General features: G+C 65.3%; 13 protein-coding genes. 7 read left to right on the plus strand and 6 right to left on the minus strand.

The genetic code is table 11. The annotated features are described in order from the left end of the window. Window positions 1-116: 116 nt before the first annotated feature. A complete protein-coding gene (locus PKE71_RS08780; RefSeq protein WP_271186589.1) occupies window positions 117-368 on the plus strand; it encodes a hypothetical protein in 252 nt (83 codons plus the stop codon). Window positions 369-516: 148 nt separating this feature from the next. Here PKE71_RS08780 and PKE71_RS08785 read toward each other — a convergent pair whose 3' ends face one another. Further along, on the minus strand, window positions 517-1,509 hold the full coding sequence (locus tag PKE71_RS08785; protein ID WP_271186590.1) for a helix-turn-helix transcriptional regulator: 993 nt from the start codon (window positions 1,507-1,509) through the stop codon (window positions 517-519). 87 nt (window positions 1,510-1,596) lie between these two features. Between PKE71_RS08785 and PKE71_RS08790 the strand changes: the two genes are divergently transcribed. The 5 genes from PKE71_RS08790 to PKE71_RS08810 all read left to right on the plus strand — a co-directional run bounded on the left by PKE71_RS08790 (window position 1,597) and on the right by PKE71_RS08810 (window position 8,242). Next, window positions 1,597-2,496, plus strand: coding sequence for a YihY/virulence factor BrkB family protein (locus PKE71_RS08790; protein ID WP_271186591.1), 900 nt, complete (start codon window positions 1,597-1,599; stop codon window positions 2,494-2,496). A gap of 78 nt (window positions 2,497-2,574) precedes the next feature. Further along, window positions 2,575-3,279 (plus strand): CoA transferase subunit A, encoded by a 705-nt coding sequence (locus tag PKE71_RS08795; RefSeq protein WP_271186592.1) that lies wholly within the window; start codon window positions 2,575-2,577, stop codon window positions 3,277-3,279. After that, window positions 3,279-3,938 carry a CoA transferase subunit B gene (locus tag PKE71_RS08800; RefSeq protein WP_271186593.1) on the plus strand — a complete coding sequence of 220 codons (660 nt, stop codon included), beginning with the start codon at window positions 3,279-3,281 and terminating at the stop codon, window positions 3,936-3,938. Before PKE71_RS08795 ends, PKE71_RS08800 begins: the two co-directional genes overlap by 1 nt. Window positions 3,939-4,078: 140 nt before the next feature. Then, a complete protein-coding gene (locus tag PKE71_RS08805; protein ID WP_271186594.1) occupies window positions 4,079-7,162 on the plus strand; it encodes an efflux RND transporter permease subunit in 3,084 nt (1,027 codons plus the stop codon). A 15-nt stretch (window positions 7,163-7,177) separates the two neighbouring features. Continuing rightward, window positions 7,178-8,242 (plus strand): efflux RND transporter periplasmic adaptor subunit, encoded by a 1,065-nt coding sequence (locus PKE71_RS08810; protein WP_271186595.1) that lies wholly within the window; start codon window positions 7,178-7,180, stop codon window positions 8,240-8,242. Window positions 8,243-8,481: 239 nt separating this feature from the next. Here the strand turns inward: PKE71_RS08810 and PKE71_RS08815 are convergent, their stop codons facing one another. From PKE71_RS08815 to PKE71_RS08830, 4 genes are all read right to left on the minus strand, one after another. Then, window positions 8,482-9,171: a DUF4386 domain-containing protein gene (locus PKE71_RS08815; RefSeq protein ID WP_271186596.1), complete on the minus strand. Its 690-nt coding sequence runs from the start codon at window positions 9,169-9,171 to the stop codon at window positions 8,482-8,484. A 1,033-nt stretch (window positions 9,172-10,204) separates the two neighbouring features. Next, window positions 10,205-10,729: a hypothetical protein gene (locus PKE71_RS08820; protein ID WP_271186597.1), complete on the minus strand. Its 525-nt coding sequence runs from the start codon at window positions 10,727-10,729 to the stop codon at window positions 10,205-10,207. A gap of 117 nt (window positions 10,730-10,846) precedes the next feature. Next, complete coding sequence (locus PKE71_RS08825) at window positions 10,847-12,226, minus strand: L-serine ammonia-lyase (RefSeq protein WP_271186598.1); 1,380 nt, start codon at window positions 12,224-12,226, stop codon at window positions 10,847-10,849. Window positions 12,227-12,335: 109 nt separating this feature from the next. Continuing rightward, window positions 12,336-13,010: a TetR/AcrR family transcriptional regulator gene (locus PKE71_RS08830; RefSeq protein ID WP_271186599.1), complete on the minus strand. Its 675-nt coding sequence runs from the start codon at window positions 13,008-13,010 to the stop codon at window positions 12,336-12,338. 35 nt (window positions 13,011-13,045) lie between these two features. On the opposite strand from PKE71_RS08830, the gene PKE71_RS08835 reads away from it, so the two are divergent. Beyond that, on the plus strand, window positions 13,046-14,134 hold the full coding sequence (locus PKE71_RS08835; RefSeq protein WP_271186600.1) for a DUF2855 family protein: 1,089 nt from the start codon (window positions 13,046-13,048) through the stop codon (window positions 14,132-14,134). Window positions 14,135-14,323: 189 nt separating this feature from the next. Here the strand turns inward: PKE71_RS08835 and kynU are convergent, their stop codons facing one another. Further along, window positions 14,324-15,559 carry a kynureninase gene (gene kynU / locus PKE71_RS08840; protein ID WP_271186601.1) on the minus strand — a complete coding sequence of 412 codons (1,236 nt, stop codon included), beginning with the start codon at window positions 15,557-15,559 and terminating at the stop codon, window positions 14,324-14,326. Window positions 15,560-15,564: the final 5 nt, after the last annotated feature.

Here is a 15,564-nt window from a genome sequence, read left to right on the forward strand (position 1 = left end):
GCCCCCAACAGCCGGCGTTTCTTTGTTTCAGCAGGGCAAAAGAGGGGTGACAGGTTTTGTCCTGGCGGCCTGTCAGAGTGATCTCCATCGAAGATGAACACGGATGGAGAGCCCCAATGGCCATCGCGATCAATGCCTATGTCGAAGGTGCAGGCGGCGTTCTGCGCAACATGGTCCCGCACCGTTTCCGGGACGGTTTCTTCCGCATGCAGCGTCCCGGCGACGAGATCGACTGCCTGCACGTGGAAGACCTGCGCTCGGTGTGCCGTTATCTCAACAAGGGCTACCAGCTGGCGATGAGTTCGGCCGACGGCCACTCCATGCCCTCCTGGCAGCCGGCAGAAATGGTGCGGATTGCGGTGCGGTGAGGGAGTTCTCTACCCACCGGGTGCCATTTCCCCGGATTTACTCTTCCCCCGGATTCATTCCGGGGCCTGCCAAAGTTTCAAGCGCATACTCAGCCATGTCCCCGGGCTGAACAACAAGGCCGGGGAAAACTGAGTGTACGGGCGCGCATTAAGGCAGCCCCGGAAAGTCCCCGCGGCGATGGCCGGCGACCATGTCGGCCAGCGCTTTGGGCTCCAGCACCTCGACCTGGTCGCCCCAGGCATAGAGATGCCAGCACATTTCCAGCAGGCCGCTGGCGCGAAAGCGCACGATCACCGAACCGTCTTCCAGCGTTTCGGTCGATTGCAGCGGGTGGAAACGGTAGCGCAGGGCGTGGGGCGCGGCGGCGGGGGTGAATTTCCACACCACATCGCCGAACTCGGCCTCGTTCTGGAACACGCCGAAGGAGCGGTTGGCGTAGGCTTCCAGGTCGAAGGCCTCGTCGCGGGCGAACCAGTCCTGTGTCACCTCGGCGCTCTCGATATCCTCGACCCGGTAGTGACGCATCACCGTGTCGCCGCGCGCCCGGTCGCGGCCGACCAGATAGCGGCGCGCGCCCAGCAGCAGGCCATAGGGTTCCACCCGGCGGATCTTGGCCGCACTGTCCTGACGCCCGCGATAGGCGATCTCCAGCACGAAGGGGCCTTTCAGCGCCTCGGCAATGGCGCTGTCGATGCGGGGATCCGAGGCCGGCTGCGGGCCGGGGCGGGCGGCATGGCCCATGGCTTCCAGCAGCGCTTCCTCATCGGCTTCCAGACCCGGGCGCCGCTTGTCGGGCATCAGGATCTTGATGGTTTCGCGCAGCGTGCGCAGCTGACCGGCCTCGCGGGTCAGGCCCTGGCGGTCCAGCGTCGCGCCGGCCAGTTCCAGCGCGGCAACCTCGTCGGCCGTCGGCGCAAAGAATTCCGCCACCCGGCGCCGCGGCACGCGCCAGCGCTTGTGGCCCTCGGCGTCGACATAATCCTCGGTGTCGGGGAAGACGCGCACCAGCGCATCGGTCATCCGCTGGGCGGTGCGGCGCACACAATCGAACTCCGCCTCGATCTCGTTCAGCGAGACGCCGGCATAGCCGCTGGCCATGCGCGCCAGCTGCAACAGTTCCACGGCCTTGGAAAACGCCATCGGGTTATCCTAGTTTCACGGGCAAGCGGGGCAGCCTGGACACGACTGATTCCGTTTTCGTGCGGCAGAGGGCCCGTTTGGCAGGCAATGTTCAAGTCCATTCGCAAACACATCCCGGAATCGCATCCGGTGCTCGACGTGCTGACGATTATCGTCAAGGCGGTCAGCCGGTCGATGGCGCGCGACGTGATGCTGTTCGCCGGCGGCGCCTCCTATTTCGGCATGCTGGCCCTGTTTCCCGCCATGGCGCTGGCCATGTCGATCTACGGCCTGACCAATGACATCTCGGATGTGGAGACCCAGATCGCGCGCTTTGCCGGCATCATGCCACAGGGCGCCCAGGACTTCGTGCTGAACCAGATGGCGCGTCTTGCCGTGACACCGATCTCGGCGCTGTCGGTGAACGGGGCCATCGCCCTGGCGATCGCCCTGTTCGCTGCCTCGCGCGGTGTGAAGGCAGTGATCGCCGGGCTGAACCATCTCGCGGAAGACCAGGACATCCGCAATGTGATCCATTTCAACATCCTGGCGATGGGCTCGGTGCTGATCGGCGGGATGATGCTGACCCTGGCCAATCTGGCCGTGCTGGCTATCCCGGTCCTTCTGCGCAAGGTCTTCGTGCTCCTCGGGCTGGAACCGCTCGATTTCGGCGGGCTGGTGAATGAGTGGACAGCGGCCGCCCTCGTGATGTTCGTGGCACTGGAACTGCTCTACCGGATGACGATGCGCCGCCGCTCCGAAGCCGTCAGCTGGCGGGCCTCGACCGTCGCGGCCCTGGTGTCGACCGGTCTGTGGCTGGGCCTGTCGAAAGGTTTTTCGCTCTATGTCGGTCAGGTGATCGATTTTGGCGTCTACGGGTCGCTGGGCGCCCTTGTCGTCTTCCTTCTGTGGATTTATTGGTCGGCCTATGCGGTATTCTTCGGCGGCGCGCTGGCGATCGAGATCGACGCCCGCTACGGCACGCGCCGGGACCGGACCGCAGGCTAGGCAGGCGAGGCGGCTGGATTTCTGCTGCGCCCGCGATATAAACATGAACCAGTTATCAACTTTGACGCAGAGGTCTGCATGAAAAAGGTATATCCTGACGCCAAGGCGGCCCTGGACGGCCTCGTCTTCGATGGCATGACGTTGATGGCGGGCGGGTTCGGCCTGTGCGGCATCCCGGAAAACGCCATTGCGGCCCTGCACGCATCCGGCGTGAAGGATCTCACCGTGATCTCCAACAATTGCGGGGTCGACGGTTTCGGTCTGGGCATCCTGCTCGACGCCAGGCAGATCAGGAAGATGGTCTCGTCCTATGTCGGCGAGAACAAGGAATTCGAGCGGCAATTCCTGTCCGGCGAGCTGGAGCTGGAATTCAATCCCCAGGGCACGCTGGCCGAGCGCATCCGCGCCGGCGGTGCCGGCATTCCGGGCTTCTTCACCAAGACCGGTGTCGGCACGATGATCGCGGAAGGCAAGGAACACCGCGAATTCAACGGCGAGACCTATATCATGGAAACCGGCCTGACAGCCGATGTTTCCATCGTGAAAGCCTGGAAGGCCGACCCGGAAGGCAATCTGGTCTTCCGCAAGACCGCCCGCAATTTCAACCCGATGATGGCGACGGCCGGCAAGGTGACCATCGCCGAGGTCGAGGAAATCGTCGAACTGGGCGCGCTCGATCCGGACCATATCCATACGCCCGGCATCTTCGTGCAGCGCCTGTTCAAGGGCGAATTCGAAAAGCGCATCGAACAGCGCACCATCCGCGAAAGGGAGAGCGCATAATGGCCTGGACACGCGATGAAATGGCGGCCCGCGCCGCCCAGGAACTGGAAGACGGTTTCTACGTCAATCTCGGCATCGGCATCCCGACCCTGGTCGCCAACCATATCGCCGACGATATCGACGTCACCCTGCAGTCGGAGAACGGCATGCTGGGCATGGGGCCTTTCCCCTATGACGACGAGGTCGATCCCGACCTGATCAATGCCGGCAAGCAGACCATCACCGAGCTGCGCCGCACCTCGTATTTCTCTTCCGCCGACAGCTTCGCCATGATCCGCGGCGGCCATATCGACATCTCGATCCTGGGCGCGATGGAAGTGTCCGAGACGGGCGATATCGCCAACTGGATGATCCCGGGCAAGCTGGTGAAGGGGATGGGCGGCGCCATGGACCTGGTCGCCGGCGTCAAGCGCGTCGTGGTGATCATGGACCACGCCAACAAGGCCGGCGAACCGAAACTGCTGAAGACCTGCACCCTGCCGCTGACCGGCCAGGCCTGTGTCGACCGCATCATCACCACGCTGGGCGTGTTCGATGTGAAGGGCGATCATCTCGAACTGATCGAGCTGGCCCCGGAGGTCACGCTGGACGAGATCAAGTCGAAGACCGAAGCGAGCTACACCGTCTCGCCGCAGCTGAAAGAACACGCGGCGGCCTGAACTAACCTGACCTGACGCAAAAGTAATCAGCGCCAACTTGTTGACCTGCAAGGCGGCTCACCAAAGTGTGAGCCGCCTTGACAAGGTTTAATCCTGCCCCCGCACCGCAGTGCTATGAAAGCCGGGCGAGGGAGGAAAACATGCCGCTCACCCGATTGTCATTGAGCAATCCGGCCGCCGTGTGCGTCGGAATTGCCCTGATCGTGCTGATGGGCATTCTTGCCTTCACACGCCTGCCCATCCAGCTCTTCCCGGATACCGAACGTCCGCAGGTCAATATCGCCACGTTCTGGCGCTCGGCCTCGCCGCTGGAAATGGAATCGGAAATCGTCGAGCCGCAGGAACAGCTCCTCACCGGATTGCCCGGGCTGGAGGAGATGCGCGTCTTCACCAATGAGGGCGCGGCCTTCATCAACCTGACCTTCGCGCTTGAAACCGACATGACGCAGACGGCGATCGAGATCTCGAACCGCCTGTCGCAATTGCCGCCGCTGCCGCGCGATGCGGTGGGGCCCAATGTCGGCGGGTTCGGCGGCGACGCCCAGCAGAGCCTGATCTGGTTCTTCGTCCAGGCCTTGCCCGGCAATCCGCTGGAGATCCACGACTATACCAGCTTCATCGAGGACACGGTGGTGCCGCGCCTCGAGGCGATCCCGGGCGTGGCCAGCGTCAATATCGGCTGGGGCCAGCGGCCCGAGGAATTGCTGATCACGGTCGATCCCTACCGCGCCGCCGCGCTGGGCGTGACCCTGCCGCAGATTTCCGGCGCCATCGCCAATAACCAGGACGTGTCCGGCGGCAATGCCGAGATCGGCCGCCGCTCCTACCAGATGCGTTTCGAGGGCGAGTTCGAACCGTCCGAAATGGGCGATCTGGTGATCGTCTGGCGCGATGGCACGCCGGTGCGCCTGTCCGATGTCGCCACGGTCGAGGTGACCTATGGCGAGCGCACGAATTTCACCTACCAGAACGGCAATCCGGCGATGGGGATCGAGGTGCGCCGCCAGCAGGGGGCCAATGTGCTCGCCGCGCTGGACGCGGTGAAGGCGGAAGTCGCGACGATCAACGAGACGCTGCTCGCCGAACGCCAGCTGGTCATGGCGCCGTCCTTCGACGCTTCGGTCTTCATCATGCGGGCCATCGACCTGTTGCGCACCAATCTGCTTCTGGGTGTGGCGCTGGCGATTTTCGGGCTCTGGCTCTTCCTGCGCCGGGCGCGGGCGACGCTGATCATCTCGCTCGCCATCCCGGTCTCGCTGCTCTCCACCCTGATCGTGCTCTTCCTGCTGGGCCGCTCGCTCAACGTGATCTCGCTGGCGGGCCTGGCCTTTGCCACCGGCATGGTGATGGATGCGGCGATCATTGTGCTGGAGAACATCATCCGCCGGCGCGAGGGCGGTGAGGATGCGCACACCGCGTCCGAACGCGGCGCCGGCGAGGTATGGGGCGCGCTGCTCGCCTCCACGACCACGACCGTTGCCATCTTCCTGCCGATCATCTTCACCCGCAATGCCGAGGGCCAGATCTTCGCCGATCTCGCCATCACCATCGCGGTGGGCGTTGCGGTATCGATGATCGTTGCCGTGACCATCCTGCCGGTGGCGGCGAAATACTGGGTGCGCGACCGCGCGACGCAGACCCGCCAGCCCCTGCTCAACCGGATCGCGTCGGGCGTGATGCCGCTGAGCGACAGTCCGCGCCGCCGCCTGGCGCTGGCCGGTACGCTGATCGCCATTCCGCTGGCGCTGACCTGGTTCCTGCGGCCGGATCTGGATTATCTGCCGCCGGTGAAACGCGACGCGGTGGACGCTTTCCTGATCTTCCCGCCGGGCTCCAATCTCGACTGGATCGAGGAGGAGGTCGCCGCCACCGTCATCGAACGCCTCGAGCCCTATATGAGCGGCGAGCGGGAACCGGCGCTGCGCAACTATTATTTCGGCACTTTCCCCGGCGGTACCGGGGCGACGGCCGGCATCCGCGTGCAGGACCAGTCACAGGTCGGCGAGCTGGAGCGTATCGTCCGCGAGGAGATCATCACCGGCATTCCCGACGTGTTCGGCTTCGCCCAGCAGGGCGATCTGTTCGGCGGCTTCTCCCAGGGCGGCAATATCCAGGTGAATATCCAGTCCGCCGATGCCGAGGCGCGGGCGCGCGCCACCCAGGTCGGCCTGACCATGCTGCGCGAGCGCTTTCCGGGCGTGAACATCAATGCCAATCCGCCGCCCCAGGCGACCCAGCCGCGCCTGACCCTGGTGCCGGATGACCGGCGGATCCAGGAGGCCGGATGGGCGCGCCGCAATGTGGCGGGCATGATCGCCATGCTGGGCGACGGCCAGTTCATCGGCGAGTATTTCGACGGCGAGACGCGCATGAACATGATCCTGCGCTCCACCCCGTGGGAAACGCCGGACGAGCTGACCGGCATGCCGGTGGCGACCCCGTCCGGCGCCGTCGTGCCGCTGGGCGATCTGGTCGACATCCGCGAGGAAGTGGGGGCGGGCGCCATCCAGCGCCTCAACCGCCGCCGCACCGTCACCATCAATATCAACCAGCCGGAAAACGTCTCGCTGGAAGAGATCCTGGAGACCGTGCGCACCGAGATCGAGCCGGCCATGCGCGCCGAACTGCCGGCCGACGGCTCGATCGTCTATGGCGGCAGCGCCGACAGCCTGAACCGGGCCATCAACACCATGCTGATGAATATGGGCATGGCGATGGTGATCCTCTTCCTGATCCTGGCCGGCATGTTCCGCTCGCTGCGCGACGCGCTGCTGGTGCTGGTCTCGATCCCGCTGGCCGGGGTTGGCGGTGTGGTGATGCTGCAGGTGCTGAACCTGTTCGTCTCCCAGCCGCTCGATCTTCTCACCATGATGGGCTTCGTCATCCTCCTGGGCCTGGTGATCAACAATGCCATCCTGCTGGTCGACCAGACCCGCCAGGGCGAGCGCGAAGGCCTGGCCCGGCGCGAAGCGGTCGACCAGGCCCTGCGCGTGCGTCTGCGGCCGATCTTCATGTCGACCATGACCAGCCTGCTGGGCATGCTGCCCCTGCTGCTGGTGCCCGGCGTCGGCTCGACCATCTATCGCGGACTGGCGGCGGCCATTGTCGGCGGCATGAGCGTCAGCCTCGTCTTCACCCTCGTTCTCATTCCCTGCCTCCTGCGCCTGGGCGAATTGCGCCAGGCCCGCACGGTGGCGGATCCGGCCCCTGCGCCGGCCGAATAGCCCTGGAGCTCCGACATGTTGCGATCCTTCATCTGCCTCGCTGCCGGCTCCGCCGCGCTCCTGGCCGCTGCCCCCGCCGCGGTGCTGGCCCAGGAGGGGCCGCCGCCGGCCGTGGTACGCACCGCCGAGATCGTCCAGCGCGACATGGCCCGCACGGTGATGACACCGGCCAGCGTGATGGCGCGCAATGATGCCCGCATCGCCGCGGAAGCCTTCGGCCGGGTCACTTTCGTGGCCGAGCCGGGCGACATGATCGAGACCGGCGGGCTGATCGCCCAGCTGGACGACCGCCAGGCCCGCATCCAGCTCGACGAGGCCCGCGCCCGCCTGGCCCGTGCCACCTCGAATGCGAATTACCAGAATGCCGAGGCCGACCGCTATGAAGGCCTCGCCGCAAACGGCACCGTGCCGGCCAACCGGCTGCGCGAGGTCGAACTGGCCCGCGACCTGGCCGACCAGGATCTGCGCGAGGCCCGGGCTGCGGTAATGCGCGCCGAGCTGGAACTGGAGCGCACGCAGATCGTCGCACCGTTTCCGGGCCGGGTCGCCGAACGCCTGATCCAGGCCGGGGAAATCTCCGCGCCGGGCCGCGAGATCGTCCGCCTGGTGGATATCGAACACAAGGAGGCCGTCGCCCAGGTGCCCGTCGCCATCGCGCCCTTCCTGGAAGTGGGCCAGGAGGTCACGCTGTCGCTCGCCAACGGCACCAGCCAGCGTGCGCCGATCCGCGCCATCATTCCGGTCGGCGACGCCGTCTCGCGCACCTTCGAGGTGCGGATCGATCTGACCGGTTCCGACTGGATTGTCGGCTCGGCCGCCCGCGCGGCTTTCCCGGCCGAAACCCCGCGCCTGCAGGCCGCTGCGCCCTATGACGCCGTCGTACTGCGCTCCAGCGGCAGCCATGTCTTCGTCGTCGACGCGGACGACATCGCCCGCCAGGTTGCTGTCGTGGCCGGCGTGCGCGAAGGCGGCTATGTCGCCATCGACGGGGATGTGGAAGCCGGCCAGCGCGTCGTGGTCTCCGGCGCGGAAACCCTCAGCGACGGCCGCCCGGTCCAGGAACTGGGCGAGGACGCTTAGGGGGCAAGCTCATATGTCATCCCGGCCGGACGCCCCGCGAAGGCGGGGCAAAGGGCCGGGACCTATACGCACCGCGCTCGACCGGTAGCGGGCTCACCGGCCATGGTATCAGGATCAGCACCGGGATTATGGGTCCCGGATCTCCGCCCGGCACAGGGCCGGGCATGCGTCCGGGATGACACTGGTTGGGCGTAGGCCCTCTTCTCCCCGAGGGGGAAGGGGGAGCGTCGCCGCACCGGCTATGCCGCCTCCCGCCGCCACGCCTTCGGCTCACCCATGATCAAAAGCCACAGACAGGTACCGATCTCGGCGAAGGAAGAGGGCGTGCCGGCAATCGTGCTGAGGAGGCTGCCGGAATAGCCGCTCATGAAAAGCGGGCCGGCGAACTCGATCAGGAAGCCGATACAGCTGATCATCAACAGGAAGCCGAGCACATGCGGCAGCAGGCCCGAGCGCCAGCCCAGCCAGCCCAGCGGGAAGAGCCACAGACCCCAGAAGATCGACGCCAGACCGGTATAGCGGAAATAGGTCTCCATCCGCACCAGCGCCTGCGCGCCCGCCGCCTCGGAGGGGCCGTTTTCGCCGGTCACGAGATCGAGCAGGGCCAGCTGTTCGCCCAGGGCCAGGAAGGTCATCGGCACGCTGGCCAGTGCAAACAGCACCATCAGCCGCGCCGCGCTTTGTCCGTAGGGTGCAAGGACGCGGTAGAGCACCACCGGCAAGGCGAGATAGATCACATAGGCGGTCAGGCCGACGCAGATGCCGGCAGCAAACAGGGTGCGGTTATCGCCGATCAGCGCCAGCATCCGCACGGGATCGTCCAGGTCGATCACCTGCGAGGGCACATAGATCAGGCTGAAAATCCCGGTCAGGACGAGCAGGAGATACAGCAGGCCGGCCAGTCTGCCGTCGGATAGTCGAAGGGTCATCAATACGCTCCGGTACAAGGGGTTGGACACTGTCAGCGTCCAGCCTGTACCGGCGCAGGCCGTCAGTCTGGCCGATTTGGAAATCGGCCATGTCAATTGGCGAAATGGGGACGGAAGGCCCGCCCGGAAACCGCCGGTACGTTTCCCCCGGCCCTGTGCCGGGGCTTGGGGGATATCCGCGAGTACGCTCTCCTGAGTCCGTGAAATCAGGCTGCGCATGCCAGGCCCCGGCACAGGGCCGGGGGAAAGGGTTTGTGGAGGATCGGACGAGCCCGCTGCGACAGGCGCGATGCCTTTCCTCCCCATTTCATGGGGAGGGGGCCCGTGAAACGGGGGAGGGGCCGCCGCGTCAGCGGCGGAATGGTGGAGCCTGGCTGTGCTGCTTTCTGGCGCTGCGCGCCACCCCTTCGCCCCCTCCTTCGCCAGGGCGAAGAAGGGGCCACTTCCCCACTCACGTGGGGAAGAAAGTGCGGCAAGCGCTGAACCCGTTCCTCCCTCTCCCAGGGGAGAGGGATCGAGGGAGAGGGGGAGACACCGGCCTTCGCGATTGAAGCGCCAGCACCCGGCTTCCCCCCTCATCCGCCCCTTCGGGGCACCTTCTCCCCGGGGGAGAAGGGGGAGCGCTGGTGCGACTGGCGCGATGCCTTTCCTCCCCATTCATGGGGAAGAAGAACGGCAAGCGCTGAACCCGTTCCTCCCTCTCCCAGGGGAGAGGGATCGAGGGAGAGGGGGGAGACACCGGCCTTCGCGATAGAAGCGCCAGCACCGGGCTTTCCCCTCATCCGCCCCTTCGGGGCACCTTCTCCCCGGGGGAGAAGGGGGAGCGCTGCGACAGGCGCGATGCCTTTCCTCCCCATTCATGGGGAGGGGGACCCGTGAAACGGGGGAGGGGCTGCCGCGTCAGCGGCGGAATGGTGGAGCTTGGCGGGGTTGCTTTCCGGCGCTTCGCGCCGCCCCTTCGACCCCTCCTTCGCCAAGGCGAAGAAGGGGCCACTTCCCCACGATGTGGGGAAGAAAGAACGGGAGGCCGCCGCTATTCCGCGCTGGCGAGGGCGGCTTTCCTGACGCCGGCGGCGAGGGTCTCGAACACGAATTCCGAGGTCGAGCCGGACATGCGCAGTACCTGGGTGGGCAGATTGTTGGAGATCAGCACCAGGTCGGGCTTGCCGTCATTGATCACATTCTGGCCGCCGATCCACCAGTTATTGGTGGAGGAATAGGAGCCCTGGGCCAGGTAGAGCGTGATCGGCGCCGCATTGGAGAAGGTCACCGTGACGCCGAACATGAAGTTCAGCTCGTCCGGCGTGCCGCCACCGCCCTTGGGCGCGTATTCGTGATACTCGCCGCCGGCCAGGCTGTTGAATTTCTGGGCCACGGCGTCGGATTTCTTGCGGCCGCAATTGACCGTGATCTCCCAGACGCCCTTGCCCTTGTTCTTGGCCGTCGGGCCTGACTCATAGGGTTGTCCGTCGGTGATCACGAAGGTGCCGTCGATATAGCTGATGCTCTCGATCAGGCCGGATTCGAGGGTCACGGTGTTGGAATGGGAAGAAGTCATCTCGTTCGCCTTTTCATTTCTGACAGTCAGAAGAGGGGGAATGCGAACTACACACCCGGAGCGGGCCGGGTTGCGTGATGCTACTATAAATTCATCCCGTCCACAACGAATCACGCGTCAGCAATAGACGACATTCACGGCGAGACCGCCCTTCGAGGTCTCCTTGTACTTCTCCTGCATGTCCTCACCGGTCTGGCGCATCGTCTCGATGACCTGGTCGAGCGAGACCTTCATGTCGGCGGAGGTGGCGCGCAGGGCTAGGCGGGCGGCGTCGATCGCCTTGATGGCGCCGATGGCGTTGCGCTCGATACAGGGGATCTGCACCAGACCGCCGACCGGGTCGCAGGTCAGGCCCAGATTGTGCTCCATGCCGATCTCGGCGGCATCCTCGATCTGGTGGTTATTGGCACCCATGGCGGCAGCCAGCGCCGCAGCCGCCATCGAACAGGCCACGCCGACCTCGCCCTGGCAGCCGGCCTCGGCGCCGGAGATCGAGGCATTCTTCTTGTAGAGCGAGCCGATCGCCGCGGCGGTCAGGAAGAAGCGCTGCAGCGCCTCCTCATCGTCCGGGTCGCGGTGATACTTGTCGAAATAGCGCGCCACGGCCGGAATGATGCCGGCGGCGCCATTGGTGGGGGCGGTGACGACGCGCCCGCCGGCGGCGTTTTCCTCGTTCACGGCCATCGCCCACAGATTGATCCAGTCCATCGGGGCGAGGGGGTCTTCTTCCGGGCTGACCGGATTGGCCAGGATATCGCGATGCATCTTCGGCGCCCGCCGCTTGACGCCCAGCCCGCCGGGCAGCACGCCGTCCTCGGTGAGGCCGCGGTCGATACAATCCTCCATCGCGCGCCACAGGCCCTCGATACCGGCGCGGATCGTGTCTTCGGGCAGGAAGGTGCGCTCGTTTGCCAGCATGATGCGGTGGATGGACAGCCCCTCGCGCTCGCCGATCTCCAGGAGTTCGGCCGCGGAGTTGAAGGGGAAGGGCTCGCCCTCCTTGACGTCAGCCGCCGAATTGCGCCCGGCCTCGTGCTCGTCGATCACGAAGCCGCCGCCGATGGAATACCAGATCTCCTCGCGCACGACATCGCCATGCGGGTCATAGGCAAAGAATTTCATCGCGTTGGAGTGGAAGGGCAGGCGCACATCGCCGCGGAAATCCAGATCGGCCTTTTCCTCGAAAGCGATTTCCCGGCCATTGGCCAGTTTCAGCGTCTTCTCGCTGCGGATGCGGGCCAGCCGGTCCGGGATGGTATCCGGGTCGATCTTGGCCGGATCGCTGCCCTCCAGGCCCAGCAGCACCGCCGTATCGGTGCCATGGCCCAGCCCGGTCAGGGCGAGCGATCCGTAGAGCTCGGTCTTCAGGCGCGCGACAGAGGCGCCATCGGCCAGGCAGCGCTCGACAAAGATTTTCGCCGCCTTCATCGGTCCGACCGTATGCGAACTGGAGGGACCGACACCGATCTTGAACAGGTCGAAGACACCGAAATGCATGGCGCGAACTCCTTGAAACCGCTGCGGGGTTGATCAGCGGCGCGACGCGAAACTAGTCGGCCTGACGAGCGCGCGAAACCCCGTTTCGCCATTGCCGCAATGCAGGCGATCAGGCCGGCGCCAGGGTGCGTTCGCAGATTTCGCGGATCTCGGCGAGCCAGAGGGCCTCGTCCGTCTTCACCGGGTCGGCGAGCAGGCGATAGCGCATGGCGCTCCAGACCAGGAAGATCAGCATGCGCACGCGCTCCGGTGCCGGCTGCGGCACCAGATCGTCCCAGCCCGCCACCGCATCGCACCACACATCGGCCAGCGCATCGAAGGAACGCTGATGGTGTTCCGGCGCCGCGATCCGGGCTTCCAGATAATGCATGTCGGTGTCGAAGAAGGCCGCATCGCCATCGGCCGCGCAGGTGATCTCCACCAGCCGGGCCAGCTGTTCGCGCCAGGGGCCGTGTCCGGCTTCGACGACCTGCTCGCGGATCCGCGCGCGCAGTGTGTCCATCACATGGCGGACATAGCCGGAATGCAGGGCCGCCTTGTTGGGGAAATACTCGTAGATCGTGCCGATGGCGAAGCCGGATTCATCCGCCAGCGCCCGCATGGTCAGCGCGTCCGGACCGCCGCGCCGCCAAATCCGAACATAGGCGTCATAGATCGCCTGGACGGTGAAGCGGGCGCGCGCCTGGACCGGGCGTTTTCGCGGGCGGGGCAGGGCATCTGCCTCCGGCGTGCGCGCGGTCGACAAATCCGAACCCCGTACGGGCCGCGACCTGCTATCACTCATGGCACATCTTCCACTTCCCGACCGGCAGGACCGATATGAGCGAGTATACCCGTCTTCTCACCGACAAGGGCGATCTTGGCAGCACCCGTCTGGAAACCGGCCCCGCACCGCAGGCCGGGCCGGGCGAGATCGTGCTGAAACTCGACCGTTTCTCCCTGACGACCAACAATATCACCTATGCCGCCTTCGGCGACGCCATGCAGTACTGGCATTTCTTCCCGACCGGCCAGGAGGGCTGGGGCCATATGCCGGTCTGGGGTTTTGCCGATATCGTCGCCTCGGATATCCCCGGTCTGGAAGCCGGCGAACGCTTCTACGGCTATTTCCCGATCGCCAGCCATGTTGTGATGAAGCCGGAGCGGATTTCCGAGCGCGGCTTCTATGACGGCGCCGAACACCGCCAGGCCCTGGTTTCCGCCTATAATCAGTATACGCGCTGCAGCGCCGATACCGTTTATGCGCCGGAGCGCGAGGCCTTCCAGGCGCTCTACCGGCCGCTCTTCATCACCTCCTTCATGCTGGCCGACTATCTGGCCGACAATGATTTCTTCGGCGCGCGCCAGCTGATCATCTCCAGCGCCTCGAGCAAGACCGCCTATGGCACCGCCTTCTGCCTCGGCGCGGATCGCATCCCGGCGACCGGGCTGACCTCGCCGCGCAATGCGGCCTATGTCGAGGGGCTGGGCTGTTATGACGGCGTGGTGGCCTATGGCGATGTCGAAAGCCTCGATGCCGGAACACCGGCGATCTATGTCGATTTTTCCGGCGACAACGGCCTGCGCGAGCGCATCCACCGGCATTTCGGCGACAATCTCGTGCATGACTGTTTTGCCGGCTCGGCCGCCAATACCGGTTTCATCGGCGAGCAGGATCTGCCCGGACCCAAGCCGGTCTTCTATTTCGCGCCCAACCAGATCAAGAAGCGCAACAAGGACTGGGGACCGGCTGAGGTCACCCGCCGCTACAACCAGGCCGAGTCGGACTTCTTCGCCCATCTCGACAGCGCCAGCCCGGCCTGGGTCCGCCTGGACGAGGCCGAGGGCTTCGCCGGCGCGCAGGCCGTCATCGCCGATCTTGCAGCCAATGGCGGCGATCCGGCGGTCGGCCATGTGATCGTGCTGTAGCATTGTCCTTCCCCTTGATGGGGAAGGGGGACCGCGCCGAAGGCGTGGTGGATGGGGTGGTGGCAAGGTGCCTGCCATTTCGCACCTGGAAGGCTCACACCGGGCTTCACCCCTTCCGGCCCGAGGCTTCGCCTCGGCCCACCTTCCCCTTGATGGGGAAGGACGATGGGAACGGCGGTTTATCCCCGCCTAGGTCACGGCAGCACGGGCGTGGAAGTGCGGCTTGTCCCACGCTTGCGTCGTCATGATATCCTGCAGAATTTCGACGGCCTGCCACACATCCTCGTGGCTGACATAAAGCGGGGTGAAGCCGAAGCGCATGATGCCCGGATCGCGGTAATCGCCGATCACACCGCGATCGATCAGGGCCTGCACGATCGGATAGCCGTGCTCATGGGTGAAGGAGACCTGGCTGCCGCGGATGGTGGCATCGCGCGGACTGGCGAGGGTGAAACCGTGCCCGTCCAGACGGGCCTCGACCTGCTCGATGAAGAGGTCACACAATGCAACAGATTTGGTGCGGATATGGGTCATCTGTGTATCCGCAAAGATGTCCAGACCGCACTCCAGTGAGGCCATTGCGAGGATGCTGGGCGAGGAACATCGGAACCGGTCGATACCCGGAGCCGGCTCATATATATCACTGAAATCAAACGGTCTTGCATGCCCAAGCCAGCCGCTGAGAACCGGCATGACACGGTCCTGGTGCCGCTCTGCGACGAAAATGAAGGCCGGCGCACCCGGTCCGCCGTTGAGATATTTATAGCCGCAGCCCACCGCGAAATCGGCATTGCAGGCATTCAGATCGATCGGCAGAGCCCCGGCCGAGTGACACAGATCCCAGATCACCAGCACGCCCTTGTCCTGGGCCGCGCGCGTGATTGCCTGCATGTCGTGCAGATAGCCGGTCTTGTAGTGGGCCTGGGTGATCAGCAGCGCCGCGACCGTCTCGTCGAGCGCATCGACCAGGTCTTCTGTCGCCACCAGCCTGTGCTCGACCCGGCCGCCGGACGCCGCGGCCAGACCCTGCATCATGTAGACATTGGTCGGGAAATTACCGGTCTCGGACAGGATGACCGACCGTTCGGGCTGCAATTGAATACAGGTCGACAGCGCCTTGAAAATATTGATCGACGTCGAATCGGCGACGACGACCTCCTCGGGCTTCGCGCCGATCAGCGGGGCCACCTTGCCGCCCAGCCGGCGCGGCATGTCCATCCAGTGATTGGTGTTCCAGGAGCGGATCAGATCCTGGCCCCATTCGCGTTCGACCACATCGGCCATCCGCGCCGCGGCGGTCTTGGGCCGGGCACCCAGCGAATTGCCGTCCAGATAGATCACACCCTCGGGCAGGTCGAACCGGTCGCGAAAACTGCGCAGCGGATCGGCGGCATCGAGGGCGCGGACGTCTTCGAGCGTTTTCATGCGAG

This window comes from Maricaulis virginensis, assembly GCF_027922185.1.
Classification (GTDB): Bacteria; Pseudomonadota; Alphaproteobacteria; order Caulobacterales; family Maricaulaceae; genus Maricaulis; species Maricaulis virginensis.

Excerpts from the sequence above, each read along its gene's own strand:
- PKE71_RS08780 (WP_271186589.1), top strand. The coding sequence starts at position 117 with ATGGCCATCGCGATCAATGCCTATGTCGAAGGTGCAGGCGGCGTTCTG.
- PKE71_RS08785 (WP_271186590.1), bottom strand. The coding sequence starts at position 1,509 with ATGGCGTTTTCCAAGGCCGTGGAACTGTTGCAGCTGGCGCGCATGGCC.
- PKE71_RS08790 (WP_271186591.1), top strand. The coding sequence starts at position 1,597 with ATGTTCAAGTCCATTCGCAAACACATCCCGGAATCGCATCCGGTGCTC.
- PKE71_RS08795 (WP_271186592.1), top strand. The coding sequence starts at position 2,575 with ATGAAAAAGGTATATCCTGACGCCAAGGCGGCCCTGGACGGCCTCGTC.
- PKE71_RS08800 (WP_271186593.1), top strand. The coding sequence starts at position 3,279 with ATGGCCTGGACACGCGATGAAATGGCGGCCCGCGCCGCCCAGGAACTG.
- PKE71_RS08805 (WP_271186594.1), top strand. The coding sequence starts at position 4,079 with ATGCCGCTCACCCGATTGTCATTGAGCAATCCGGCCGCCGTGTGCGTC.
- PKE71_RS08810 (WP_271186595.1), top strand. The coding sequence starts at position 7,178 with ATGTTGCGATCCTTCATCTGCCTCGCTGCCGGCTCCGCCGCGCTCCTG.
- PKE71_RS08815 (WP_271186596.1), bottom strand. The coding sequence starts at position 9,171 with ATGACCCTTCGACTATCCGACGGCAGACTGGCCGGCCTGCTGTATCTC.
- PKE71_RS08820 (WP_271186597.1), bottom strand. The coding sequence starts at position 10,729 with ATGACTTCTTCCCATTCCAACACCGTGACCCTCGAATCCGGCCTGATC.
- PKE71_RS08825 (WP_271186598.1), bottom strand. The coding sequence starts at position 12,226 with ATGCATTTCGGTGTCTTCGACCTGTTCAAGATCGGTGTCGGTCCCTCC.
- PKE71_RS08830 (WP_271186599.1), bottom strand. The coding sequence starts at position 13,010 with ATGAGTGATAGCAGGTCGCGGCCCGTACGGGGTTCGGATTTGTCGACC.
- PKE71_RS08835 (WP_271186600.1), top strand. The coding sequence starts at position 13,046 with ATGAGCGAGTATACCCGTCTTCTCACCGACAAGGGCGATCTTGGCAGC.
- kynU (WP_271186601.1), bottom strand. The coding sequence starts at position 15,559 with ATGAAAACGCTCGAAGACGTCCGCGCCCTCGATGCCGCCGATCCGCTG.